General features: G+C 70.3%; 20 protein-coding genes and 1 tRNA gene. 13 read left to right on the top strand and 8 right to left on the bottom strand.

What is annotated here, in order from left to right:
• Positions 1-245 precede the first annotated feature (245 nt).
• The 4 genes from ACP56T_RS08280 to selA all read right to left on the bottom strand — a co-directional run bounded on the left by ACP56T_RS08280 (position 246) and on the right by selA (position 4491).
• Positions 246-341: transfer RNA gene (locus ACP56T_RS08280), tRNA-Sec, on the bottom strand.
• On the bottom strand, positions 294-2297 hold the full coding sequence (gene selB / locus ACP56T_RS08275; protein ID WP_430911729.1) for a selenocysteine-specific translation elongation factor: 2004 nt from the start codon (positions 2295-2297) through the stop codon (positions 294-296). The genes ACP56T_RS08280 and selB overlap by 48 nt, the downstream gene beginning before the upstream one ends.
• Positions 2294-3082, bottom strand: coding sequence for a tetratricopeptide repeat protein (locus ACP56T_RS08270; protein ID WP_430911660.1), 789 nt, complete (start codon positions 3080-3082; stop codon positions 2294-2296). Before ACP56T_RS08270 ends, selB begins: the two co-directional genes overlap by 4 nt.
• Positions 3079-4491 carry an L-seryl-tRNA(Sec) selenium transferase gene (gene selA / locus ACP56T_RS08265; protein ID WP_430911728.1) on the bottom strand — a complete coding sequence of 471 codons (1413 nt, stop codon included), beginning with the start codon at positions 4489-4491 and terminating at the stop codon, positions 3079-3081. Before selA ends, ACP56T_RS08270 begins: the two co-directional genes overlap by 4 nt.
• Before the next feature lie 192 nt (positions 4492-4683).
• Here selA and ACP56T_RS08260 point away from each other — a divergent pair, with 192 nt between their 5' ends.
• The 6 genes from ACP56T_RS08260 to selD all read left to right on the top strand — a co-directional run bounded on the left by ACP56T_RS08260 (position 4684) and on the right by selD (position 12081).
• Positions 4684-5022, top strand: coding sequence for a hypothetical protein (locus tag ACP56T_RS08260; RefSeq protein ID WP_430911659.1), 339 nt, complete (start codon positions 4684-4686; stop codon positions 5020-5022).
• 121 nt (positions 5023-5143) lie between these two features.
• A complete protein-coding gene (gene fdnG / locus ACP56T_RS08255; protein WP_430911658.1) occupies positions 5144-8224 on the top strand; it encodes a formate dehydrogenase-N subunit alpha in 3081 nt (1026 codons plus the stop codon).
• Between the two features lie 16 nt (positions 8225-8240).
• On the top strand, positions 8241-9173 hold the full coding sequence (gene fdxH, locus ACP56T_RS08250) for a formate dehydrogenase subunit beta (RefSeq protein ID WP_430911656.1): 933 nt from the start codon (positions 8241-8243) through the stop codon (positions 9171-9173).
• 49 nt (positions 9174-9222) lie between these two features.
• A complete protein-coding gene (locus ACP56T_RS08245) occupies positions 9223-9945 on the top strand; it encodes a formate dehydrogenase subunit gamma (protein WP_430911655.1) in 723 nt (240 codons plus the stop codon).
• Positions 9946-9949: 4 nt separating this feature from the next.
• Entirely contained in the window at positions 9950-10921 is a 972-nt protein-coding gene (gene fdhE / locus ACP56T_RS08240; RefSeq protein WP_430911654.1) for a formate dehydrogenase accessory protein FdhE, read from the top strand.
• A 107-nt stretch (positions 10922-11028) separates the two neighbouring features.
• Positions 11029-12081 carry a selenide, water dikinase SelD gene (gene selD / locus ACP56T_RS08235; protein WP_430911653.1) on the top strand — a complete coding sequence of 351 codons (1053 nt, stop codon included), beginning with the start codon at positions 11029-11031 and terminating at the stop codon, positions 12079-12081.
• Positions 12082-12097: 16 nt separating this feature from the next.
• On the opposite strand, the gene ACP56T_RS08230 is transcribed toward selD, so the two are convergent.
• A complete protein-coding gene (locus ACP56T_RS08230) occupies positions 12098-12979 on the bottom strand; it encodes a polysaccharide deacetylase family protein (RefSeq protein WP_430911652.1) in 882 nt (293 codons plus the stop codon).
• An 18-nt stretch (positions 12980-12997) separates the two neighbouring features.
• On the bottom strand, positions 12998-15052 hold the full coding sequence (locus ACP56T_RS08225; protein WP_430911651.1) for a carbohydrate porin: 2055 nt from the start codon (positions 15050-15052) through the stop codon (positions 12998-13000).
• Between the two features lie 586 nt (positions 15053-15638).
• Between ACP56T_RS08225 and ACP56T_RS08220 the strand changes: the two genes are divergently transcribed.
• The 5 genes from ACP56T_RS08220 to ACP56T_RS08200 are packed head-to-tail and all read left to right on the top strand — an operon-like array spanning position 15639 to position 21213.
• On the top strand, positions 15639-17225 hold the full coding sequence (locus ACP56T_RS08220; RefSeq protein WP_430911727.1) for an ABC transporter substrate-binding protein: 1587 nt from the start codon (positions 15639-15641) through the stop codon (positions 17223-17225).
• Between the two features lie 26 nt (positions 17226-17251).
• Positions 17252-18205, top strand: a complete 954-nt coding sequence (locus ACP56T_RS08215) for an ABC transporter permease (protein ID WP_430911650.1) — start codon at positions 17252-17254, stop codon at positions 18203-18205.
• Positions 18206-18209: 4 nt separating this feature from the next.
• Complete coding sequence (locus tag ACP56T_RS08210; RefSeq protein WP_430911649.1) at positions 18210-19136, top strand: ABC transporter permease; 927 nt, start codon at positions 18210-18212, stop codon at positions 19134-19136.
• Positions 19133-20191 (top strand): ABC transporter ATP-binding protein, encoded by a 1059-nt coding sequence (locus ACP56T_RS08205; protein ID WP_430911648.1) that lies wholly within the window; start codon positions 19133-19135, stop codon positions 20189-20191. Before ACP56T_RS08210 ends, ACP56T_RS08205 begins: the two co-directional genes overlap by 4 nt.
• A complete protein-coding gene (locus tag ACP56T_RS08200) occupies positions 20188-21213 on the top strand; it encodes an ABC transporter ATP-binding protein (protein ID WP_430911647.1) in 1026 nt (341 codons plus the stop codon). The genes ACP56T_RS08205 and ACP56T_RS08200 overlap by 4 nt, the downstream gene beginning before the upstream one ends.
• 17 nt (positions 21214-21230) lie before the next feature.
• On the opposite strand, the gene uraH (ACP56T_RS08195) is transcribed toward ACP56T_RS08200, so the two are convergent.
• Together uraH (ACP56T_RS08195) and uraH (ACP56T_RS08190) are read right to left on the bottom strand one after the other, a co-directional pair.
• The gene (gene uraH, locus ACP56T_RS08195; RefSeq protein ID WP_430911646.1) at positions 21231-21584 is read right to left on the bottom strand and encodes a hydroxyisourate hydrolase; all 354 of its coding nucleotides are present in this window, start codon (positions 21582-21584) and stop codon (positions 21231-21233) included.
• 53 nt (positions 21585-21637) lie between these two features.
• Positions 21638-22147: a hydroxyisourate hydrolase gene (uraH, locus tag ACP56T_RS08190; RefSeq protein ID WP_430911645.1), complete on the bottom strand. Its 510-nt coding sequence runs from the start codon at positions 22145-22147 to the stop codon at positions 21638-21640.
• Positions 22148-22554: 407 nt separating this feature from the next.
• Here uraH (ACP56T_RS08190) and oxlT point away from each other — a divergent pair, with 407 nt between their 5' ends.
• Together oxlT and oxc are read left to right on the top strand one after the other, a co-directional pair.
• A complete protein-coding gene (gene oxlT / locus ACP56T_RS08185) occupies positions 22555-23862 on the top strand; it encodes an oxalate/formate MFS antiporter (RefSeq protein WP_430911644.1) in 1308 nt (435 codons plus the stop codon).
• Positions 23863-23981: 119 nt separating this feature from the next.
• Positions 23982-25745 carry an oxalyl-CoA decarboxylase gene (gene oxc / locus ACP56T_RS08180; protein ID WP_430911643.1) on the top strand — a complete coding sequence of 588 codons (1764 nt, stop codon included), beginning with the start codon at positions 23982-23984 and terminating at the stop codon, positions 25743-25745.
• The last annotated feature ends 125 nt before the right edge of the window (positions 25746-25870 follow it).

Raw genomic sequence — 25870 nt, 5'->3', positions numbered from 1 at the left:
AGGCACCGCCCGTCAAACGGATTCAGGTGCCGTCGATGCCGCATGAGCCCCGCGCGACAGGCATGGCGAAGGGGCGTTGCGGCTTTACCGCAGTGCATCCGGCAATCCTCGCGCCGGAATGTCGCGGGCGGGGTCGGCGGGGAGACGGCCCGGATCGGGCCTCGGCGCCCCATGCGGCGACCGTCATGCGGGCCCGATTCCGTTGGCCGGAGGCTGTTCCGTACCGGCATCGCCGACGCGGGAGGTGGCGGAGGAGAGTGGGGGTCGAACCCACCTGAGACCGGCTCGCGGCCTCACCCGGATTTGAAGTCCGGACGCCCCACCGGGGACGCTTCTCCTCCGGACGCCGCGTGTCCCTCGCCGGATCCGGGCAGGGGGCGAAACAGGTCCAGGCGGTGCGGGTTCACGCGCCTGAGGTCGCCGCGCCGCAGGGTGAGCCCGTGGCGGTCGAAGAACTCCAGGATCTGGATCGCGACCTTGCGGCCGTTCTCGACGCGGTCCCGGAACTGCGAGGCGGTGAACTCCCGCGCGGGCGAGGTTTGGGACAGCGCGGCCACGATGTCCACCATCTCGGACACGGTGGCGCGCAGGAAGAAGTGGTCGTGGGCGACCTCGTCGACGCGGCCGAGGCGGCCCGCGAGCTTCATCAGCTTGCGGATCTCCGGCTCGGGGACGCCGGTCGCGCCGGCGATGTCGCGCACGCGCGGCGGCTTGAAGCGCTCCCCGCCTCCGAGCAGCGGCGCGATCGAGGCCCAGCGCCGCTCGTCGCCGGCCGACAGCGTCACGGAATGCGAGGCGAGCCGCACCCAGGCCCCTTCGAGGGCGATCTCGCCCTCCGCCGCGAGGCGCTGGAGGAAGGCCCGGAAGGCGGGGGCCGGCAGGCGCGGCTCCATGGCGAGCCGCACGCGCTCCTGGCCGAGCCCCATGAGGTCGGGATTCTCGGCGTGGAACTCGGCGAGGCGGAAACTCAGGCTGCGCCGCATCCGGTCCCAGGTGCTCGCCGGGAAGGCGAGGGTCGCGTCGGCGACGGTCAGCGTGGCGAGCGACAGCGCCTCCGCGTGTCCGCGCGCGGTCTCGAAGGGCAGTGCCCGGTCGCGGGCGAAGGCGGCGAGGTCGAGCCAGGCGCTCGGACCGTCGAGCAGCGGGCCGAGCGCGGCGGCGCCCTCCCCGCGCCCGGCGGCGGTCAGGGCGGCGAGGCGCTCCGGCGTCCGGCGCTTGCGGGCAGGCGCGCGCAGGTCGAGGAAGCGGCCGCCGCCGAGGGTGCGCTGGGCCGAGGTGTCGCGCAGGACGAAACGGTCGCCCACCGTGGCGGCGATCGCCTCATCCAGCACGATCTGGACGAGCCCGGATTCGCCCGGCGCGATGCGGGTGGCGGAGAGCGGCACGAGGCGCCCCGCGACATTCGTCGCCGCGTGGTGCAGCCGCACCGGCATCCAGGTCTCCACCGCCTTCCGCTCGGAGGCGAGCAGGCGGAACTCCGCGTCGATGCGCGCGCTCGGCGCGTGCAGCGCCGGATCACAGACCATGTCGCCGCGCCGGATCGCATCCTTGCCGACGCCGTCCCCGGCGAGGTTGAGGGCGCAGCGCTCTCCGGTGCCGCCGCGCGTTGCCGCCTCGTTCTGAGCGTGGATCGCCCGCACCCGCGCCGGCAGGCCGGAGGGGCCGACGACGACGCGCTCGCCCACCGCCACCGAGCCCGACAGCACCGTGCCGGTGACGACGGTGCCCGCACCGGGCAGCACGAAGGAGCGGTCGACCGCGAGCCGAAAGAGCCTGTCGGCGGCGCGGCCCTGGTGCCGGCGGGCGGCCGCGAACAGGGTCTCGCGCAAGGCGTCGACCCCCTCCCCCGTCCGGGTGGAGACCGGCAGGATGTCGAGGCCGGCGAGGCTCGTCGGCGCGAGCAGCCCGCGAATCTCCGCCTCGACCTGCGCCAGCCGCTCGGGGCCGGCGAGGTCGCTCTTCGTCAGGGCGACGAGACCGCGCCCGATGCCGAGCAGGTCGAGGATGGCGAGGTGCTCGCGGGTCTGCGGCATCGGGCCGTCGTCGGCCGCGACCACGAGGAGCGCCCAGTCGATGCCGCCAGCCCCCGCCAGCATGGTCTGCACGAAGCGCTCGTGACCCGGCACGTCGACGAAGCCGAGCCGGCCTCCCCCCGGCACCGGCAGATAGGCGAAGCCGAGATCGATGGAGATGCCGCGCGCCTTCTCCTCCTTCAGGCGGTCGGTCTCGACCCCGGTGAGCGCGCGCACCAGCGCGGTCTTGCCGTGGTCGATATGGCCGGCGGTGCCGACGATCATGCCGCCTCCCCGAGGGGCGCGCGGGCGCGGGCTTCCGCCCTGGCCAGTGCCTCGGCATCGAGGGCGCTCCGGGCGGCGGGCAGGAAGGAGCCTGCGAGCGCGCTGCCGTTCGCCTGAGCCCGCAGCAGCCAGGCGAGGGCCTCCTCCGGGTCCTTCGTCGCGCCGGAGCCCATGGTCAGCGCCGCGCCGAGCATGGCCTGGCCGTCCGCGTCGCCGGCTTCCGCCCCGCGCCGCCACCAGCGGGCGGCCTCGGCGGCGTCGCGGGGCACGCCGAGGGCGTTGTGGTGGATCATGCCGATGCGGGTCATCGCGGCGGCGATGCCCGCGCTGGCGGCCTTCCTCGCCCAGCCCATGGCCTCGGCGGGATCGAGGGCGATGTCGCCTCCCTCCAGCAGCATCCAGCTCAGCATGTCCTGGGAGATCGCGTCGCCCTGCTCGGCGGAGGCGCGATACAGGCGCGCCGCGCGAGGGCCGTCCGCCGGGACGCCCTCGCCGCCGCCCTTGAACAGCAGCGAGGCGAGGTTGCGTTGCCCGACCGGATCGCCGGCATCGGCCGAGAGCGTCAGCCAGTGCAGGGCGAGCACGGCGTCGCGCGGCACGCCGAACCCTTCCGCGAAACAGGCGCCGATGTTGTTGCAGGCGCGCGCGTCGCCTGCGCGGGCGAGCGGCTCCCACAGGGCCAGCGCCCCCTCATGGTCGCCGGCCTCCGCGCGCGACCGCGCCAGCGCCATCGGATCGGGGACGGGGGCCTGCCGGCGCGGCATCAGGCGCGACAGCCAGCTCACGCGCCGGTCTCCACGATCAGGGCGGACAGGTTGGCGACGAAGGCGCCCTCGTCGGTCAGGCAGCGGCAATCGAGCCAGAACGCGTCGTCCTCGATCCGGCCGATCACCGGCATGGGCAACGCCCGGAACGCGGCGGCGAGGTCCTGGAGCGGAGGCCCCTTCCTCTGTACGGGCCGGAGGCGGAGGGCGGCGCTCGGCAGGGTCGAGAGCGGCAGCGCGCCGGAGCCGATCTGGCTGGCGCAGGCGGCGATGTCGGCGGAGAAGCCGGGGCCGGCCGCCGCCCGGAGCGCGGGCAGGACGCGCCCGGCCGCCGCGCGGATCTCGGGCTCGGGCCGGGCGAGGCTGCGCAGGGTCGGCAGCCGCTCGGCCAGCCGGTCGGGATCGCGGTAGAGACGCAGCGTCGCCTCGATGGCGGCGAGCCGGATCTTGTCGACCCGCATGGCGCGCTTCATCGGGTTCCTGTTGATCCGCGCGACGAGATCGCGCCGCCCGACGACGAAGCCGGCCTGCGGGCCCCCGAGCAGCTTGTCGCCGGAGAAGGTGACGAGGTCGGCCCCCTCCGCCACCGCCTCCGCCACGGTCGGCTCGTGGGCGAGGCCGAAGCGGGCGAGATCGACGAGGGTGCCCGAGCCGAGATCGTTGACGAAGGGCACGCCCGTCTCACGCGACAGCGCCGCGAGATCGCGCGGGCCCACCTCCGCGGTGAAGCCCTGGACCCGGTAGTTCGAGGTATGGACCTTGAGGAGGAGGCCCGTTTCCCCGCAGACCGCGTCGCGGTAGTCGCGCGGATGGGTGCGGTTGGTGGTGCCGACCTCGCGCAGGCGCACGCCCGAGCGGGCCATGATGTCGGGCAGCCGGAAGGAGCCGCCGATCTCGATCAGCTCGCCGCGCGAGACCACCGCCTCGCGCCCCTCGCAGAGCGCGTTCAGCACGAGCATCAGGGCGGCCGCGTTGTTGTTGACGAGGGTCGCGTCCTCCGCGCCCGTCAGCTCTGCGAGCAGCCCGCGCACGAGGTCGTCGCGCTCTCCCCGCTTGCCCGTGGCGGTGTCGAACTCCAAGGCGACCGCCTCGCGCATGGCGAGCACGGCGGCTTCGACCGCCGCCTCCGCGAGCACCGCCCGGCCGAGATTGGTGTGCAGCACCGTGCCGGTGAGGTTGAGGACCGCCCGCAGGTTCGGCGCCCGATCGGCGTCGAGGCGGGCGAGGGCGGCGGTTCCGATCGCGGGCGGCGCGGGCGCCTCCCCGGCCCCGGCCTTCAGGGCCGCGCGCGCTTCCGCGAGCGACAGGCGCGTCGCGGCGACGGCGGCGGACCGGCCGAAGCGCTCGGACGCGGCCCGGCCCGGTTCGGAGCGCAGCACCTCGTCGACGGAGGGCAGCCGCCGCAGCAGGGCGGCCTCGGGTGTCGGGATGCCGTCCTGCGCAGGAACGGTGCGGTCGCGCGCGCTCAACCGATGTCCATTGTGGTTGCTGTCCGGCCCTCATCATAGCGGCCGGGCGGCCGTCTGGAAGACGCGGGCCCGCTCCAGGGTGAAGCAGCCTGCGCCGGAACCGGCGCCCGCGCCGGCCGGTTGGTCGGCAACGTCCGCTCGAAGGCGCCCGCCATGATCCGCTTGCCCCCTGCCGTCCTGCTGGCCGCCTTCGCGCTGGCCCTGCCGTCCCCCGCCTCGGCGCAGACGGCGCCCGGCGAGATCAAGGGCCAGGACGTGCTCGGCGACAAGTCGAAGAGCGCCCATGACGGTTGGGTCCAGGCGCCCATCCCCCGTGAGGAATCCGCGGCCAAGGACGCCCCGAATCCCGGCGGAGACTCCGTCCGCGAGAACGCGAGCCGGCCGGTGCCGGGGGGCGACACGTCGCCCTCGCCGGGCGCCGATCCGCAGCGCCCTCTCGATCACCGCACCCCCGGCCCATCGGGCTCCAACCCCGCCTCCCCCTCGAAATGACCCGCCGGTCGCACGGCCGGAGGCTGACAAAACGAGCCTCCGCGTCGCGCCACCGCACTTGCCAGTTGCGCGCAATCCTGTGAGCATCTGGAATGATAACAACTCGCAACAGGATCGTGGGATGAACGTCCAGATCTCGCGGCGCGGCCTCCTGAAGGGGCTCGGCGCCGGGCTCGCGGGGGGCACGCTCGGCGCCCTCGGCTTCGGCGGGCTGGAGCCGGCGATGGCGGCCTCGGTGAGGCCGTTCAAGCTCGCGCAGATGCGCGAGACCCGCAACACCTGCCCCTATTGCTCGGTGGCCTGCGGCGTCATCCTCTACAGCCTCGGCGACCGGTCGAAGAACGCCCGCTCGGCGGTGATGCATGTCGAGGGCGATCCCGACCATCCCGTGAACCGCGGCACGCTCTGCCCGAAGGGATCGAGCCTGCTCGACTTCGTGCAGTCCGAGACGCGCACGAAGTACCCGCAGTACCGTGCGCCCGGCACCTCCGAGTTCAAGCGCGTGTCCTGGGACTTCGCCCTCGACCGCATCGCGCGCCTGATGAAGGACGACCGCGACAGGAACTTCGTCGCCAAGAATGGCGACCTCACCGTCAACCGATGGACCACCACGGGCTTCCTCGGCGCCTCGGCGACGACGAACGAGACGGCCTGGATGACTTACAAGACGGTCCGAAGCATGGGGGCCCTGGTCTTCGACAACCAAGCCAGGGTCTGACACGGCCCGTCGGTCGCCAGTCTGGCGCCTTCGTTCGGTCGTGGTGCGATGACCAACCTCTGGATGGACATCAAGCACGCTGACGTCATCACGGTCATGGGCGGCAATGCGGCGGAAGCGCATCCGTGCGGCTTCAAGTGGGTGGTCGAGGCCAAGGCCCACAACAACGCCAAGCTGATCGTCGTCGATCCGCGCTTCACGCGCACGGCCTCCGTCGCCGACATCTACTGCCCGATCCGGCAGGGGACCGACATCGCCTTCCTGTCGGGGGTGGCGAAGTACCTGCTCGACAACGACCAGATCCAGCACCGCTACGTCTCGGCCTATTCCAACGCCGGCTTCGTGGTGAAGGAGGGCTACACCTTCGAGGAGGGGCTCTTCGCCGGCTACGACCCGGAGAAACGCGACTACGACAAGACCACCTGGGACTACGAGATCGGGCCGGACGGCTATGCCGTCGTCGACCCGACGATGCAGCACCCGCGCTGCGTCATGCAGCTCCTCAAGAAGCACGTCGCCCTCTACACGCCGGAGATGGTCTCGCGGATCTGCGGCACTCCCCAGGAGAAGTTCCTCGAGGTCTGCAAGGTCATCGCCACGACGGCGAGCCCCGAGCGGACGATGACGTCCCTCTACGCGCTCGGCTGGACCCATCATTCCAAGGGGTCGCAGAACATCCGCTCGATGTGCATCGTGCAGACGCTGCTCGGCAATATCGGCATGCTCGGCGGCGGCATGAACGCCCTGCGCGGGCATTCCAACATCCAGGGCCTGACCGATGTCGGGCTGATGAGCAACCTGCTGCCGGGCTATATGAGCATCCCGACGGAGAAGGAGCCGGACTACTCCGACTACATGAGCAAGCGGCAGTTCAAGCCGCTGCGTCCGGGCCAGACGAGCTACTGGCAGAACTACAACAAGTTCTTCGTCTCCTTCCAGAAGGCCATGTGGGGCGAGAAGGCGACCAAGGACAACGGCTGGGCCTACGACTACCTGCCCAAGCTCGACGTGCCGAACTACGACATCATGCGCGGCTTCGAACTGGCCAAGCAAGGCAAGATGACGGGCTACTTCATCCAGGGCTTCAACCCCCTGATGTCGTTCCCCAACCGCGCCAAGATGGCGGAAGCCTTCGCCAGGATGAAGTTCGTCGTGGTGATGGACCCGCTCCAGACCGAGACGGCCCGGTTCTGGGAAAACCACGGCGAGTACAACGACGTCGACCCTGCCAAGATCCAGACCGAGGTGTTCGAGCTTCCCACGACGCTGTTCGCGGAAGAGGAGGGCTCGCTCTCGAACTCCAGCCGCTGGTTGCAGTGGCACTGGCAGGCGCAGGAGCCGCCGGGCGAGTGCCGCTCCGACATCGAGATCATGGCGGGGCTCTTCCTGCGCATGAAGGCGCTCTACAAGAAGGAGGGCGGCGCCTTCCCCGACCCGATCGTCGATCTGACCTGGAACTATGCGACGGCGGATTCGCCGACGCCGGTGGAGCTGGCGCGCGAGCTCAACGGCTACACCCTCGCCCCGATCCAGGATGCGGCCGGCGCAACGATCCCCGCCGGCAAGCAGGTCGACGGCTTCGCCCAGTTGAAGGACGACGGCTCCACCGCCTGCGGCTGCTGGATCTACTCGGGCTGCTACACCGAGAAGGGCAACACCATGGCCCGCCGGGACAACACCGACCCCGGCAACAAGGGCATCGCGCCGAACTGGGCCTTCGCCTGGCCGGCCAACCGCCGCGTGCTCTACAACCGCGCCTCCTGCGACCCCGAGGGCAAGCCCTGGTCGGAGAAGAAGAAGCTCATCGAGTGGAACGGCAAGCAGTGGGTCGGCTTCGACGTGCCGGATTTCGGCCCGACGAGCGCGCCCGAGGCCGGTGTCGGCCCGTTCATCCTCAATCAGGAGGGCGTCGCCCGGCTCTGGACCCGCGGCCTGATGCGGGACGGGCCGTTCCCGACCCATTACGAGCCCTTCGAGTCGCCGGTGGCGAACGTCGCCTTCCCGAAGATCAAGGGCGCGCCCGCCGCCCGCATCTTCAAGGGGGATCTGGCCGATCTCGGCACCTCGGCGGAGTTTCCCTACGCGGCCACGAGCTACCGGCTCACCGAGCATTTCCACCAGTGGACGAAGCATTCGCGCATCAACGCGATGCTCCAGCCCGAGGCCTTCGTGGAGATCTCCGAGCAGCTCGCTAAGGAGAAAGGCATCGTCAAGGGCGGCTGGGTCCGGGTCTGGTCGAAGCGCGGCTCGCTGAAGGCCAAGGCGGTGGTGACGAAGCGGATCAAGCCGCTGATCTGCGACGGCAAGCCCGTTCATGTCGTCGGCATCCCGCAGCACTGGGGCTTCATGGGCCTGACCAAGAAGGGATGGCACCCGAACTCGCTGACGCCGGTGGTGGGCGACGCCAACACCGAGACGCCGGAGTTCAAGGCGTGGCTCGTCAACATCGAGCCGACCACCCCGCCCGCCGGCGCCGTCGCGTAAGGGGAGCTGAGAGATCATGGCCGATTACAGCTCCCTCGACATCCGCCAGCGCTCCGCCTCCACGGAGCAGCCGCCCGCGATCCGCAGCCAGATGGAGGTGGCCAAGCTCATCGACGTCTCGAAGTGCATCGGCTGCAAGGCCTGCCAGGCGGCCTGCGAGGAGTGGAACGACCTGCGCGACGACATCGGCGTCAATGTCGGCGTCTACGACAACCCCCACGACCTCACGCCGAAGTCGTGGACGCTCATGCGCTTCACGGAGTACGAGAACGAGCAGAGCGGCAACCTCGAATGGCTGATCCGCAAGGACGGCTGCATGCACTGCTCCGAGCCGGGCTGCCTCAAGGCCTGCCCCTCGCCCGGCGCGATCATCCAGTACTCCAACGGCATCGTCGACTTCGTCGAGGAGAACTGCATCGGCTGCGGCTATTGCGTGAAGGGCTGCCCCTTCAACATTCCGCGCATCTCCGAGAAGGACCACAAGGCCTACAAGTGCACGCTCTGCTCGGACCGGGTGGCCGTCGGACAGGCCCCCGCCTGCGCCAAGGCCTGCCCGACGGGCGCGATCATGTTCGGCACCAAGCAGGCCATGATCGAGCAGGCGCACGACCGGGTGGACGACCTCAAGTCGCGCGGGTTCGACAAGGCGGGGCTGTACGATCCGGCCGGCGTCGGCGGCACGCATGTGATGTACGTGCTCCACCATGCCGACAAGCCGAGCCTCTATGCCGGCCTGCCGAACGATCCGAGGATCAGCCCGCTCGTCGCCTTCTGGAAGGGCGGGGCGAAGGTGTTCGGGCTCGCCACCATGGGCTTCGCCGCCGTGGCGGGCTTCTTCCACTACATCACCGCCGGCCCCAACGAGGTAGCGCTGGAGGAGGAGGAGGAGGCCGTCGAGCTCGACCACGAGGCGAGCCGCCGCAACGGCGAGGGGGCGCGCGCCCATTGATCCCCTCCGCTTGCCCCTCCCTGCCCGACCTCACCGTGGAGCGCGTCCGATGACGATCCATGCCGACATCCGGGACAGCGACGAGAACCCGATCCGCGAGGTGAAGGCCGAGACGCCCGAGATCCTCTACGTGCGCCGCTACAACGGCGTGCAGCGGGTCAACCACTGGATCACCGCGATCCTGTTCACGCTGCTCGCCCTGAGCGGACTGGCGATGTTCACGCCGTTCCTGTTCTTCCTCACCGGCCTGTTCGGCGGCGGGCAGGCGACGCGGGTGATCCATCCCTGGTTCGGCGTCGCCCTGATGATCAGCTTCTCGCTGCTGTTCCTGCGGTTCTGGCGGCTCAACCTGCCGAACCGGGACGATGTCGAGTGGTCGAAGAAGATCGGCGACGTGCTGACCAACCGCGAGGACCGTCTGCCCGAGCTCGGCAAGTACAATGCCGGACAGAAGACCGTGTTCTGGGGGCAGACCGTCCTGATCGCGATCATGTTCGTCACCGGGCTCGTGATCTGGGACCAGTACTTCTACGCCTACACCGTCATCGAGACGAAGCGCTGGGCGGTGCTCGCCCATTCGCTCGCGGCGGTGCTCGCCATCGCCTTGATCTTCATCCATGTCTATGCGGGCATCTGGGTACGCGGCACCGGGCGGGCGATGATGCGTGGCACCGTCACCGGCGGCTGGGCTTATCGCCATCACCGCAAGTGGCTGCGCCAGCTCGCCGGGACCAAGGACACCGGCGGCACCACCGACAAGCACGGGGCCTGAGGCATTGGCGGGCATCTTTCGCCGGACGCGTGGGCGGACCGAGCCCGTCGAGGAGACGCCGGAGGCTGAAGAGCGGCCGAGGCGCGAGCTCAAGCCCGATCCCGACCGGATCGGAATCTCCGGCGCGGTTCCCTTCGCTCGCCTGCCGGACCCGGCGCGGCTTTTTTCCGACCGCGCCGCGCGGCTTCGCTCATTGGCGCCGGATCACCCGCTCGGCGGCTATCTGGACTTCCTCGCCCATATCGCGGAGGCGCAAGCCGGAGTGCAGGCGGCAATGACGGTCGCGGTGCCGGCCGACACGGCTTTGCGCGCCGAGCACGGCATGCCCCCTCTGTCGGCAGCCCTTCTGCGCGACGATCCCGCCTTCCTCGAAGGGCTCGACCGGCTGCTCGCGTCCGTCGATCTCTCCGCCACCCCTGAGGCGACCCGGCTCGCGCGCGACGCCCTGCGCGCGGCCTCCCCCGAGGACAGGCTCGATCTCGCCGCGCAGGTGTTCGAGGGCGCCTTTCCCCTGGAGCGGATGGGCGAGTGCGTCTTCGCGGCGGCCGCGCTCCAGGTCTATCTCTCCGTCCAGGCCGCGCGGCTCGACCTCGCGAGCCTCAAGCCCGTGGCGGACGGCGTCTGCCCGTGCTGCGGCGGCGCCCCCGTGGCGAGCCTTGTCGTCGGCTGGACCCCCGCCGACAAGGCCCGCTACTGCGCCTGCTCGCTCTGCGGCACCCTGTGGAACCATGTCCGCATCCGCTGCACCGCCTGCGGCTCCGGCGAGGGGATCAGCTATTACGGCCTCGACGAGGTCTCGAAGGACGTCCAGGTCGAGACCTGCACCGCCTGCAACAGCTACCTCAAGCACCTGCACCAGCACCGCGATCCCGCCCTCGACCCGGTGGCAGACGACGTCGCCTCCTATGGTCTCGACCTGAAGATCGCCGAGGAGGGCTTCCGGCGCGCCGGGCTCAACCCGCTCTTCATCGCCTGAGAATCGCGGCGCCGGGCGGGTTGCCGGAGCATCGGCGCGTCCCCACCATCTCCAGACGGGCGGCCGGCGCCCCGGTCCGTCCGGCCGGATTTCGAGAGGCGCTGCCGATGAGCGACATCCCCCCGCGCCTGACGAGCCTCGCCCATGGCGGCGGCTGCGGCTGCAAGCTCGATCCGGGCATGCTGCGCAGCCTGCTGGCGCATCAGCCGGCGGCGGCTCCCTTCGAGCGGCTCCTCGTCGGCAACGAGACGGCGGACGATGCGGCGGTGTGGGAGCTCGACGACGGCACCTGCCTCGTCGCCACCACGGATTTCTTCATGCCGATGGTGGACGATCCGCATGATTTCGGGCGGATCGCCGCGACGAACGCCATCTCGGACGTCTACGCCATGGGCGGCAGGCCGCTGCTGGCGCTCGCCATCCTCGGCATGCCGGTCTCGAAGCTCGCGCCGGATGTCGTGGGCCGCATCCTGGCCGGGGGCGCCGCCATCTGCGCGGAGGCCGGCATTCCGGTGGCGGGGGGGCATTCCATCGATTCCGTCGAGCCGATCTACGGGCTCGCGGTGATCGGCACCTGCGCGCGAAGCAACCTCCGGCGCAACACCGGCGGGCGGCCGGGCGACGCGGTGATCCTGACCAAGCCGCTCGGCGTCGGCATCTACTCCGCCGCCATCAAGCGCGAGGCCCTGCCCGAGGAGGGCTATGCCGAGTTCATCGCCGCGACGACCCGGCTCAACCGCGTCGGCATGGCGCTCGGCGCCGACCCGGACGTGCACGCCATGACCGACGTCACCGGTTTCGGGCTGCTCGGGCACGGGCTCGAACTGGCGCGCGGCTCCGGCCTGAGGCTGGTGATCGCCGATGCCGCCGTGCCGCTGCTGGTCCGCACGGAGGCGCTGGCGCGAGAGGGCTTCGTCACGGGGGCCTCGCACCGCAACTGGTCGAGCTATGGCGAGGCGGTGGCGCTGCCCCCCGCCCTCCCCGACTGGCGCCGCCACGTCCTCACCGATCCGCAGACCTCGGGCGGCCTCCTCGTCGCCTGCGAGGCCGAGCGGGCCGGCGCGATCCTCGACGGGATCAGGGAGGCGGGCTTCGCCGGGGCGGCGGTCGTCGGACGTCTCGAGGCGGGCGAACCCGGCATCCGCGTCGAGGCGGCTTGAGCGTCCGCGCCGGCCCTCATCCGTTGCCGCCGTCGAGCCCCGCGAAATGCTCCGCGATGCCGCCGGCCGTGGTCAGCCAGATTTGTTCGCGATGCGCGGCGATATGGGCGAGCGCCCGGCGCAGGGGCCTCATTCGGTGCGGCTGGCCGACGATGTAGGGGTGCAGCGCGATGCCCATGACGAGGGGCGCCGAGGCGGACCGCTCCAGCATCTCGTCGAAGGCGTCGACGATCATCTCCGCGAATTGCCGCCCGGACTCCTTGCGCGCGACGATGGCCGGGATGTCGTTCAGCTCCTGCGGATAGGGCACCGAGAGGATGCGGCCGCCGCCTCGGGTCGAGAACCAGACCGGCTGGTCGTCATGGGCCCAGTCGAGCAGGTAGCGGTAGCCGGCCTCGGCGAGGAGGTCCGGCGTGACCGGCGATTGCGAGATCCACGGCCCGAGCCAGCCGGCCGGCGCCCTGCCCTCCTCGCGGGTGAGGATGGCGGTGGCCTCCGCGATCAGCGCGCGCTCCCGGTCCTCGTCGAGGGTGCCCTGGCGCTCGGAATTGGTGCGCCCATGGCCGACGATCTCGTCGCCCCGCGCCCGGAAGGATTCGATCAGGCCGGGGCAGTCGCGGTAGAGCCGGCTGTTGACGAGCACGCTCGCCGGCATCGCCAGCGCGTCGAGCATCTCGCCGATCCGCCAGGCGCCGACGCGGTTGCCCCAGTCGCGCCAGGCGTAGTTCAGCACGTCCGGCTGCGGGCCGCCGGGGGCCAGCTCCGCCCCGAGCCCGGAGCCGAAATCGAAGCCTTCGAGATTGAGCCCGACATAGACCGCCAGGCGCCGCCCCTGCCGCCAGTCGAAGACGGGCCGGCTCGGCAGCGCGCTGTATCCGTAACGGCCGTGTCCGGTCATGCCCGTTCCTTGCGGCGTTCAGAAGTCGGCGTGGATCCGCGTGCCCAGGAAGTTCGCGGGGCCGCGATCCTTGTTGTAGGCCGGGTTCACGACGAGCTGGTAGTTGAACGAGACCGTCAGGATCTTGTTGAGGCTCAGGGCGTAGTAGGCCTCCAGCGCCCGCTCGGGCGCGTAGCGCAGGCGCCCGTCGCCGATCAGCAGCCCGACGCCGCCATTGGCGAAGAAGGCGCGGTGCGAGGGCGAGATCCCGTTCATCGAGGTGCCGATGCCGACCGTGTCGGCCGGCCGCTCCCAGGCGGTGCCCTTCAGCGACACGCCCCCCGAGACCGAGCGGTCGATATCGGTGAAGGACAGGCTCTCGTTGCGGCCGTCATTGGCGCTGACGCGGGCGAAGACGCCGAGATCGGCGCTCACCGCCTGTTCGAGATTCACGTAGAAGCCGGTCTTGCGGCGCGGGCGGCGGGTCGCGGCGGCGGCGTCGTTGATGTCGGCGAACAGGCCGGCCTGGGTCAGGCCGACGACCTGCCGGAAATCGGCGGTGTTGCCGACATTGGAGAACAGCCCGAGCCGGAGCTTGCCCGGCTGGTCGAGGACGGGGAGCACATGCCGCTCCTCGAACTCCACCACGCCCCCGGCGCGCTCGAACACGCGCGGGTCGAGCACGTCGTTGGAGGGCTCCTTCGGCACCTGGGTATAGGCGGCGCGCAGGGCGAATTCCGGGCGGTTGTACTCGACCATGACGCCCTGGGTGAAGCCGGGGAGATTGGCCGGGAAGTCGTAGGCGCCCGACGCCCACAGACCCCAGTTCATGAAGTCGACGCGGGGGTCGTGGGCATAGGAATTGGCGTCGAAATAGTCGCCGATGGCGAATTTGCCGGCGACCACGGTGACGCGCTCGATGGCCCGCCGCGTCGCCACCTGGTTCGGGCCGTCCGGCACGTCCTCGGTCTCGCCGCCGAGCCCGAAGGTCTGCTTCAGGAAGTAGCGGTTGGAACGCAGCTTCGGATAGGGCGCGCCGGCCTTCTGCGCCTCGCCGTTGACGAACCCGGCGACGCCCAGCGTGCGGCTGAGGCCGAATCCCTGTGAGAATTCAGGATTGTAGTAGAGTTCGGTGCCCTCGAAGAGCTTCAGCCCGAGCATCATCGTGGCCGTGGTGGTCGACTGGACCTGCCGCCCGATCAGGCTCGCCGGCCCCGTGTAGGGCGCGCGGAAGCCCGGCACGCCCTGCGTGATGAAGGTGGTCTGCCCGTGCAGCGAGAAGCGGTCGTCGGGGCTCGACGTTCCTTCCGTCTCCGGGGGCGGCGTCAGGCCGGCGGGATGCCAGGACAGGCGCGCCATCATCTGGTGGGAGGTGAAGGACGCGTCCCGCGTCGAGACCGGGCCTCCGGCGGCGCCGGGCAGCGCGCCGAGCCCGAAGCGGCCGCCGCCGCCGAGGTCGAGGTAGCGGTAGTCGATCCCCAGCGCGAGCTGCTCCGTCAGCGCCAGTTGCACGCCCGCCCCGAGGGTGAAGCCGAGATAGGAGAGGTCGTGCCGCGTGCTCGCGACGCCCCCTCCGGCGAGGTCGGGATAGGTGGCCAGGATGCGGACATCGGCCCCCGCGAGGCCGAAGGTGGCGTAGACGAGGGCCCGGTCGAAGGCGACGCCGACGCGTCCGCGCAGGGTGCCGTAGAGGTCCGTCTTGGCGCGCAGCACGCTGAATTCCGGGTCCAGCCCCTCGTAGCCGAGCCCCGGCGCCGTGGAGGCCACGGGCCGCTTCAGGTTGGCGCCGTAGACGTCCGCCTCGATGCCATAGAGCCACGGGCCGGTCTGCCAGTTGTAGCCGCCGAACAGGCCGCCGACGGCGGTGGTCGCGTTGCGCGAGCGGTCGTTGCGGCCCGTGGCGTCCCCGGTCTTGAAGTCCGGGACCGCTCGTCCGCCGATCATGGTGCCGTGAAACGTGTGCTGCCCGAAGGACGCGCCGCCGCTGCCCTCGATCCCGAGATAGGGGCCGGACCAGTCGATGAAGGCAGGGCCCTGCGCGGATGGAGGGGCCGGATCGGCGGCGAGCGCTGGCGGTCCGAGCAGGACGGCCAAGGCCAGCGCCGGGAGCGCTGCCCTTCGGACCCTGCCCCTGCCGAAGACGTCGCCGTGCTTCAAGTCCGACTCCCGATATCGTCGCGGTCGGGTATAGCAACGGCTATATCGCCGGCAACCGCAATGCCCGCCGGTTGCCTTCTTGGCGGGCCGACGTTGCAAAAATCACCCGCCCGCCGGCGTGATCGTGGTCGCGGCGGGCCCGATCCAGTTAGCCGGGCCTGCATGACAGATCGATGTCGGTGCCCAGACCTTATCGGAGGGCGGCCCGGCCGGGCCCCAAGCCGGCCTGCCTTCGCGCTTCATATGAGAAACCACCACTATCGCTTTGTCGAAGAACGAGTATGTGCGTTCTGCCTTAGGGGGTTGGTTCACGCGGGATCGCATCCGCCGTCGTCGTCCGCGAGCACGCGGGACGGCGTTTCCCGACGGTCCGTGGCCCGAAATCCCGCTGCCCTCAGGCCAGGACATCGCCGCTCCCGCCGCCGCCGGGCCGGAGGCTTGGCCGAAGCCTTGCATGGCCGACTGCATGCACAAGCACCCCTCGCTCCTCCCCCTCCCGAGCCTCAAGAGACTGCGGCTGACGATGGCCGCCCTCGCCCTGGCGGCGTCGCCGACGCTCGCCTGCGCGCAGGGCGTCCTGCGCATCGGCATGACCGCCTCCGACATCCCGCTGACCACGGGGCAGGCCGACAACGGCGGCGAGGGCATGCGCTTCACCGGCTACACGGTCTATGACGGCCTCATCAACTGGGACCTGTCGAGCGCCACCAAGCCCTCTGACCTCGTCCCCGGCCTCGCCGTGAGCTGGGCGGTCGACCCGGCCGACAAGACCAAATGGACCTTCAAGCTGCGCGAGGGCGTGACCTTCCACGACGGGTCGCCCTTCACGGCCGAGGCCGTGGTCTGGAACCTCGACAAGCTCCTCAAGACCGACGCCCCGCAATACGACCCGCGCCAGTCCGCGCAGGGGCGGACCCGCATCCCGGCGGTGGCGAGCTACCGCGTCGTCGACCCCGGCACCGTCGAGATCGTCACCAAGGCGCCGGACGCCACGCTGCCCTACCAGATCGCCTGGATCATGATGTCCTCTCCCGCCCAGTGGGAGAAGCTCGGCAAGAGCTGGGACGCCTTCGCCAAGTCGCCCTCGGGCACCGGCCCGTGGAAGCTGACGCTGTTCGCGCCCCGCGAGCGCGCCGAGATGGTCCCGAACACCGCCTATTGGGACAAGGCCCGCGTGCCGAAGCTCGACAAGCTCGTCCTCGTGCCGCTGCCGGAGGCCAACGCCCGCATCGCGGCCCTGCGCTCGGGCCAGGTGGACTGGATCGAGGCCCCGGCGCCGGACGCCGTCGCCTCCCTGAAGGGGGCCGGCTTCACCATCGTCACCAACACCTATCCGCACAACTGGACGTGGCACCTCTCGCGGGTGCCGGGCTCGCCCTGGAACGACATCCGGGTGCGCAAGGCCGCCAACCTCGCCGTCGACCGCGAGGGGCTGAAGGAGCTGCTCGGCGGCCTCGCGGTGCCGGCGGAGGGCTTCATGCCGCCGGGCCACCAGTGGTTCGGGCACCCCTCGTTCAAGCTGACATACGACCCGGCGGCGGCCAAGAAGCTGCTGGCGGAGGCCGGCTACGGCCCCGACAAGCCGATCACCACCAAGATCCTGATCTCGGCCTCGGGCTCGGGCCAGATGCAGCCGCTGCCGATGAACGAGTTCGTGCAGCAGAGCCTCGCCGAGGTCGGCATCAAGGTCGAGTTCGAAGTGGTCGAGTGGAACACGCTCATCAACATCTGGCGCGCGGGCGCCAAGGCCGAGACCTCGCGCGGCGGCACCGGCCTCAACTACAGCTACTTCATCCAGGACCCCTTCACGGGCTTCATCCGGCACCTGCAAGGCAATCTCGCCCCGCCCAACGGCACGAACTGGGGCTATTACAACGATCCCGACATGGACAAGCTCTTCGATCAGGTGCGCAACACCTTCGACAAGGAGGAGCAGGTCAAGGTCCTCCAGAAGGTCCACGAGAAGTTCGTCGACGACGCCCTGTTCCTGATGATCACCCACGACGTGAATCCGCGGGCGATGAGCAAGAAGGTCAAGGGCTTCGTCCAGGCGCAGAACTGGTTCCAGGACTTCTCGCCCATCACCATCGACGCGGCGGCGAGCCGGTGACGCGCGGCGGGAAGGGCTGAGAGACGATGCTGCTCTACATCCTCAAGCGCCTGGTCGCGGTGACGCCGGTGGCCTTCGGCGTCAGCGTCGTCTGCTTCCTTCTCGTGCATCTCGCGCCCGGCGATCCCCTGAGCGCCGTGCTGCCCGTGGACGCGACGCAGGCGACCATCGAGGAGATGCGCGCCGCCTACGGCTTCGACAAGCCGCTGCCCGTGCAATACGGAATCTGGTTCTGGCGCGTCCTGCACGGCGATCTCGGGACCTCCATCGCCACCGGCCGCCCGGTGCTCGGCGAGGTCTCGCGCGCGGTGGTCAACAGCCTGATCCTGGCCTCCGTCGCCACGCTTCTCGGCTTCACCTTCGGCACGCTGTTCGGCTTCGTCGCCGGCTACCACCGCAACTCCTGGCCGGACCGCATCGCCTCGGCGCTGTCGGTCTTCGGCGTCAGCGTGCCGCATTACTGGCTCGGCATGGTGATGGTGATCGTGTTCTCGGCGACGCTCGGCTGGCTGCCGCCCACGGGGGCCGGCCCGGACGGGTCCGGCAACTGGCGGCCCGATCTCGATCATCTGCGCTACATCATCCTGCCGGCGGTCACGATGTCGGTGATCCCCACCGGCATCATCGCCCGCACCGTGCGCGCCCTCGTCGCCGACATCCTGGCGCAGGATTTCGTCGAGGCGCTGCGCGCCAAGGGGCTCGACGAGTGGGGCGTGTTCAAGCACGTCGTGCGCAACGCGGCGCCGACGGCGCTCGCGATCATGGGGCTCCAGCTCGGCTACCTGCTCGGCGGCTCGATCCTGATCGAGACGGTGTTCGCCTGGCCCGGCACCGGCTTCCTGCTCAACGCCGCGATCTTCCAGCGCGACCTGCCCCTGCTCCAGGGCTCGATCCTGGTGCTGGCGATGTTCTTCGTGTTCCTGAACCTGGCCGTCGACGTCATGCAGACGGCCTTCGATCCGCGCATCGAGCGGGGCTGAGCCGATGTCCGCCCCCCTCACCGCCGGCTCGGTCGCGCTCGACGGCAACGTCGCGGCCGCTCCCGGCGCCGAACCCGCCGCCTTCGTCGCCTCGCGCGGCTACTGGCGCCATGTCGGCCACCGGCTGATGCGCGATCCCGTCGCGCTCGCCGCAGGCGCCGTCATCCTGCTGATCGTGCTCGTCGCGATCCTCTCGCCCTGGATCACGCCCGCCGATCCCTACAAGGGCGCCATGCTGCGCCGCCTGAAGCCCATCGGGACGGCGAACTTCCCCCTCGGCTCTGACGAGCTCGGCCGCGACATGCTGAGCCGCCTGATGATCGGCGCCCGCCTCTCCCTGTTCATGGGCGTGACCCCGGTGCTCATCGCCTTCGTCATCGGCTCGGGGATCGGCATCCTCGCCGGCTATGTCGGCGGCTGGACCAACACGATCCTGATGCGCACCATCGACGTGTTCTTCGCCTTCCCCTCGGTGCTGCTGGCGATCGCCCTGTCGGGGGCGCTCGGCGCGGGCATCTTCAACGCCATCGTCTCGCTGACCTGCGTGTTCGTCCCCCAGATCGCGCGCGTGGCCGAGAGCGTGACCACGGGAATCCGAAAACGCGACTACATCGACGCGGCGCGTCTGTCGGGCGCTTCGGCGCTCACCATCATGCGCGTGCAGGTGCTCGGCAACGTGCTGGGGCCGATCTTCGTCTATTCGACGAGCCTCATCAGCGTCTCGATGATCCTGGCCTCGGGCCTGTCCTTCCTCGGGCTCGGGGTGCGCCCGCCCGAGCCCGAATGGGGCTTGATGCTCAACACCCTGCGCACGGCGATCTACGTGAACCCGCTGGTGGCGGCGCTGCCGGGGCTCGCGATCTTCATCGTCTCGATCTCGTTCAACCTGTTCTCGGACGGACTGCGCAGCGCCATGGAGATCCGTCGTTGAGTGTCATCCCGGACCTGCCGGACCCGTTCGCGCATGATCGCGGCGGCCCGGCCCAGCCCCTCCTGTCGATCTCGGGCCTCGTGAAGCATTTCCCCGTCCGCAAGGGGTTCGGGGGCAAGCGGCAGGTGGTGCAGGCCGTCGACGGCGTCGATTTCGAGACCCTGAAGGGCGAGACGCTGGGCATCGTCGGCGAATCCGGCTGCGGCAAGTCGACGACCGCCAAGCTCCTGATGGGGCTGATCGAGCGCGATTCCGGCGAGATCCTGTTCGACGGCCAGCCGGTCGGCGAGCGCTCCCTGCCCTGGCGCGCCTATCGGCGGCAGGTGCAGATGGTCTTCCAGGACAGCTACGCCTCCCTCAACCCGCGCATGACGGTGGAGGCGTCCATCGCCTTCGGACCGAAGGTGAACGGCGTGCCGGGCCGCGAGGCCGTGGAACGCGCGCGCATGCTGCTCGCCCGCGTCGGGCTGGAGCCGAAGCGCTTCGCCGGGCGCTATCCGCACGAGCTTTCCGGCGGCCAGCGCCAGCGCGTCAACATCGCCCGCGCCCTGGCGCTGGAGCCGCGCCTCGTGCTCCTCGACGAGGCGGTCTCGGCCCTCGACAAGTCCGTGGAGGCGCAGGTGCTGAACCTGCTCCTCGACCTCAAGCAGGAATTCGGGCTGACCTACATCTTCATCAGCCACGACCTCAACGTGGTGCGCTTCATCGCGGACCGGGTGATGGTGATGTATCTCGGCCGCGTCGCCGAGATCGGGCCGTCCGACACGGTGCTCTCCGCGCCCTCGCATCCCTACACGCAGGCGCTGCTCGCCTCGATGCCCTCGCTCGATCCCGACAACCGCACCGAGGCGGCGCTTCTCGCTGGCGATCCGCCGAACCCCATCGATCCGCCCTCCGGCTGCCGCTTCCACCCCCGCTGCACGCTCGCCGCTCCGGTCTGCTCCCAGGACGAGCCGCGCCTCGATGCCGTCGGGGACCTGCACCGGGTCGCCTGCCTCGCCCGCCAGCCGGGCTCCGGCCATCCCGCTGCTCCCGCCCAGCGGATCGCGGCATGACCGGCGATACCGCGAAGGCGATCGAGCTCACGGGGCTGCGGGTCGGCTTCGGCCCCGTCCAGGTGGTCGACGGCGTCGACCTGTCGCTGGAGCGCGGCGAGTCGCTGGCGCTGATCGGCGAGTCCGGCTCGGGCAAGAGCGTGACCCTGCGGGCGATCCTGCGGCTCTTTCCCGAGGGCCGCAGTCGCATCGAGGGCGGCGTCCGCGTGGTCGGGCGCGACGTGCTGGCGCTGTCGAAGCGCGAGCTGGTGGATTTTCGCGGCCGCGTGGTCTCGATGATCTTCCAGGAGCCGCTGCTGGCCTTCGATCCCGTCTACACCGTCGGCCGGCAGATCACCGAGGCGATCCTGCGCCACGAGGCCATCGGCGCGCAGGCGGCGAGGAAGCGCGCCCTCGACCTGTTCGAGCGGGTGCGCATCCCGAGCCCGGCGCGCCGGCTCGACAACTACCCGCACGAGATGTCCGGCGGCATGCGCCAGCGCGCGATGATCGCTCTGGCGCTCGCCTGCCGCCCGCAGGTGCTGCTCGCCGACGAGCCGACGACGGCGCTCGATGCCACGGTGCAGATCCAGATCCTGCTGCTGCTGCGCGAGTTGCAGCGCGACCTCGGGCTCTCGATCGTCCTCGTGACGCACGATCTCGGCGCGGCGGTGGAGGTCGCCGACAGGATCGCCGTGATGTACGCGGGCAAGGTGGTGGAGATCGGCACCGCTCGGCAGATCGTGCGCGAGCCGCACCATCCCTACACCATCGGGCTGCTGCGCAGCCGCGCCGACGGCGTGCTCGTGAAGGGGCAGCGCCTCGAGACCATCCCCGGCAACCCGCCCGATCTCTCGGCCCGGCCCCCCGGCTGCCCCTTCGCGCCGCGCTGCTTCCTCGCCGAGGACGCCTGCCGGATGGAGATGCCGGCCGCCGCCGCGATCGCCCCCGGTCACGTCGTCGCCTGCCGCCGCGCGGACGACGCGGCGGCCGCCTTCCGGGGTGGCACGGCGGCGGCTCTGGACACCGCCGTGCCGGCCTGACGGACCCGGCGCGGCCTTCAGCTGCCGCGATAGGTCGTGCAGCTTCCGGGCGTGCAGAGCAGCGGGACGTGGTAGTGCTGCTTCGCGTCGAAGACCGAGAAGCGCACCACCGTGTCGTCGACGAAGGCGTCGACCGCGCCCGTCCCCGCGCGGGCGGCGAAGACCTCCGCGACATGGAATTCGAGCTGGTACATCCCTGTCTTCGCCTCGGCGGGAGGCACCATCGGTGTGTCGGTGCGCCCGTCCGCGTTGGTCGTCGCCGTCTTGAGATGGCGCCATTCGCCGCCCTCCAGGACGGAGAGGTCGATGCGCACCCCCGCGACGGGGCGGCCGCGCTCGGCGTCGAGGACGTGGGTGGTGATTCCTGCCATGGGAGCCTCCGGCGTTGGATGGGGTCGATCGGGTCCGCGGGACGGCCGGCGGCTCAACTGCCGCGATAGAACGAGTAGCCCCAGGGCGTGAACAGCACCGGCAGGTGGTAGCGCTGCCCAGCGTCGCGGATGACGAAGCGCACCGCCACGAGCCCGAGGAAGTTCGGCGTCGGCAGCGTCACGCCGTAGGTTTTGAAGTAGTCCTCGACATGCAGCAGCAGCTCGTAGCGTCCCTCCTTGAGGGCCTCGTCGACGAGCAGCGGCTCGGCGGTCCGGCCGTTGGGCGCGGTCGTCACGGTCTTGATCGGCTTGTAGGCGTCCCCGTCGCGGATCGAGAGATCCGCGACCATGCCGGCGCCCGGCGTGCCGTGGAAGTTGTCGATGGCGTGCATCGTCAGGCGCGGGCCGAGCCCGGCCTGGGATTTCGGCGCCACGGTCAGGGCGCCGGGCTTGGGCGGCTCCGACTGGGCCAGCACGCCCGTGGAGGCGCCCGTCGAGGCCGCCGCCATGCCGCCGATCCCCGCCCGGACCAGGCTGCGCCGCGTAAGGGAGTTTGGGTCCACGATCCTGTCTCCGGGGCTCGGACTCGATGCCGCGCGCACTGCCATGCAAGATCGAGGCAGATCGGGGACGGGTCGCCGGCCTCGGCGGGATCGTTGACGGTCGCCCGCAACTGTCAGCGATCCCCGGAGCGCGCGCCAAGTCGCCCCTAGCCTAGCGCGGCGCGGCCGGCCTCAACTGGCGAACGGGTCCGCCGGGCGCCATCCTCGTAGGCGCGTCCCGACGCCACGGGACGAGGGACCGGCACGGTCGGACATCGACGGCCATGGAGACCATTCCCCGCCGCGCGCCGCCTTGCAGGATGTTACACCCCGCGCACGTTTTTCATTCTGGTATATTGCATGCCTAGTCGATTGGTGCATTATGTATCCAGTTCGACCGGAGAGTCGCTCTTCAGAAGGATTCGGGGATGGAACGCGAGAATGGGTCGGCCTCCGCGCCGGCCGATGCGCCGTCGGCCAAGTGGTGGCAGCTCGGGTTCGGCGTGTTGTGCATGGCGATGATCGCCAACCTGCAATACGGCTGGACCCTGTTCGTCGATCCGATCGACGCCAAGTATCACTGGGGTCGCGCCGCGATCCAGTTCGCCTTCACCCTGTTCGTGGCCACCGAGACCTGGCTGGTGCCGATCGAGGCTTGGTTCGTCGACCGCTACGGTCCGCGCGTGGTGGTGGCCTTCGGCGGCGTGATGATCGCCTCCGCCTGGATGCTCGATGCCTACGCCGACTCGCTGCCGCTGCTCTATCTCGCGGCTGTGCTGGGCGGCATCGGCGCCGGTTCGGTCTACGGCACCTGCGTCGGCAACGCCCTGAAGTGGTTCCCGGACCGGCGCGGGCTCGCGGCGGGCGCGACGGCGGCGGGCTTCGGCGCGGGCGCCGCGCTCACGGTTGTGCCGATCGCCAAGATGATCGCCTCGGGCGGCTACCAGAACGCGTTCTTCACCTTCGGCCTGATCCAGGGCGGCGCCGTGCTGCTGCTGTCGTTCTTCCTGCGCAAGCCGAGCGTCGCCGTGCCGGTTCAGCGCAAGAGCGTGCGCCTGCCGCAGACCAAGGTCGACCGCACGCCGCGCGAGGCCGTGCGCACCCCGGTCTTCTGGGTGATGTACGCGATGTTCGTGATGGTCGCCTCCGGCGGCCTGATGGCGGCGGCGCAGATCGCGCCCATCGCCCACGACTTCCAGGTCGCCGACGTGCCGGTGAGCATGTTCGGCCTCCAGATGGCGGCCCTGACCTTCGCGATCTCCCTCGACCGCATCTTCGACGGGTTCGGGCGGCCGTTCTTCGGCTTCGTCTCGGACAACATCGGCCGCGAGAACACGATGTTCATCGCCTTCTCGGTGGCGGCGGTGGCGGTGATCCTGCTCATCACCAACGGCCACAACCCGATCGTGTTCATCTTCGCCACGGCGATGTATTTCGGGGTCTTCGGCGAGATCTACTCGCTCTTCCCGGCGACCTGCGGCGACACGTTCGGCTCGAAGTTCGCCACCACGAACGCCGGCCTGCTCTACACCGCCAAGGGAACCGCGGCGTTCCTGGTGCCTTTCGCCAGCATCCTCTCCGCCGCCTACGGGTGGTCGGCGGTGTTCGCCCTGGTCATCGGCCTCAACGCCACCGCCGCGATCCTGGCCATGTTCGTCCTCAAGCCGATGCGCCTCAAGTATCTCCTCACGGCGCCCGCCACCGCCGCCGCTCAGCCGCCCGTCCGCCTGGCGTAGGAGACGTGTCCTGAACGGACGCACCGACAACCGGGTGCCCTGACGGACCGATCCGATCCGGGCACCCGCCGATCAACGATCCAACAATCCCGTCGACAATTCTTCAGGAGGAAGCGGTCATGTCCGCACTGGCCCAGATCATCGACCCCCAGACCGCCGACGTGAGCATGGCGGAGGCCGACACGCAGCGCGAGCTGACCGACGGCTTCCATCTCGTCATCGACGCGCTGAAGCTCAACGGCATCACCAACATCTACGGCGTGCCGGGCATTCCGATCACCGATCTCGGCCGCCTCGCCCAGGCCGAGGGCATGCGGGTGATCTCCTTCCGCCACGAGCAGCATGCCGGCAACGCCGCCGCCATCGCCGGCTTCCTCACCAAGAAGCCCGGCATCTGCCTGACGGTCTCCGCCCCCGGCTTCCTCAACGGCCTGACGGCGCTCGCCAACGCCACCACCAACTGCTTCCCGATGATCCTCATCTCGGGCTCCTCCGAGCGCGAGATCGTCGACCTCCAGCAGGGCGACTACGAGGAGATGGACCAGCTCGCCATCGCCAAGCCCCTCTGCAAGGCCGCCTTCCGCGTCCTGCACGCCTGCGACATCGGCATCGCGGTCGCCCGCGCCATCCGCGCGGCGGTCTCGGGCCGTCCGGGCGGCGTCTATCTCGACCTGCCCGCCAAGCTGTTCTCGCAGGTGATGGACGCCGAGGCCGGCGCCAAGTCCCTCGTCAAGGTCATCGACGCGGCCCCCGCCCAGCTTCCCGCCCCGCACGCCATCGAGCGCGCCCTCGAGGTGCTCAAGGGCGCCAAGCGTCCGCTCATCATCCTCGGCAAGGGCGCGGCCTACGCCCAGGCCGACGAGGCGATCCGCCAGCTCGTCGAGACCAGCGGCATCCCCTACGTGCCGATGAGCATGGCCAAGGGCCTGCTGCCCGACACGCATCCGCTCTCGGCGGGCGCCGCGCGCTCGACGGTGCTCAAGGATTCCGACGTCGTCCTGCTGATCGGCGCCCGCCTCAACTGGCTGCTGTCGCACGGCAAGGGCAAGCAGTGGGGCGCGCCCGGCTCGAAGAAGTTCATCCAGATCGACATCGAGCCCAAGGAGATGGACTCGAACGTCGAGATCGTGGCGCCGGTCGTCGGCGACATCGGCTCCTGCGTCGAGGCGCTGCTCAAGGGCATGGGGTCGAAGTGGCCCTCCCCGCCGTCCGAGTGGCTCGACGCCATCTCGGCCCGCAAGGAGGCCAACATCTCCAAGATGGGTCAGCGCCTCCTGAAGAACTCCACCCCGATGGACTTCCACTCGGCGCTCGGGGCGCTGCGGACGATCATCAAGGACCGGCCCGACGCCATCCTCGTCAACGAGGGCGCCAACACCCTCGATCTCGCCCGCGGCATCATCGACATGTACCAGCCGCGCAAGCGCCTGGATGTCGGCACCTGGGGCATCATGGGCATCGGCATGGGCTTCGCCGTCGCCGCCGCCGTCGAGACCGGCAAGCCGGTGCTCGCGGTCGAGGGCGACAGCGCCTTCGGCTTCTCGGGCATGGAGGTCGAGACGATCTGCCGGTACAACCTGCCGGTCTGCATCGTGGTCTTCAACAACAACGGCATCTATCGCGGCACCGACGTGAACCCCACGGGCGGCGCCGACGTCGCGCCGACGGTGTTCGTGCCGGACTCGCGCTACGACAAGATGATGGAGGCCTTCGGTGGCGTCGGTGTCCATGTGGCGACCCCCGACGAGCTCAGCCGCGCCGTCAACGCGGCGATGGATTCGGGCCGCCCGACCCTCGTCAACGCCGTGATCGATCCGGCCGCCGGCACCGAGAGCGGCAATATCGGCAGCCTCAACCCGCAGAGCGTCGTCAAGAAGAAGTGAGCCCGCCCCGGCGGGACGTTCCCTCGGGACGTCTTGCCGACAGGGGAGCCCACCGCCCTCGCCGCTCATAAGGCGTCCTCGTCCCGGCGGATTGATTTCCGCCGGGACGTTTCCGTTCGAGGGCG

The sequence above is a fragment of the Methylobacterium endophyticum genome (assembly GCF_050591105.1).
Lineage (GTDB): Bacteria > Pseudomonadota > Alphaproteobacteria > Rhizobiales > Beijerinckiaceae > Methylobacterium.
The sequence above is the reverse complement of the archived record's forward strand: the minus strand, read 5'-3'. Positions and strand labels throughout refer to the sequence as shown.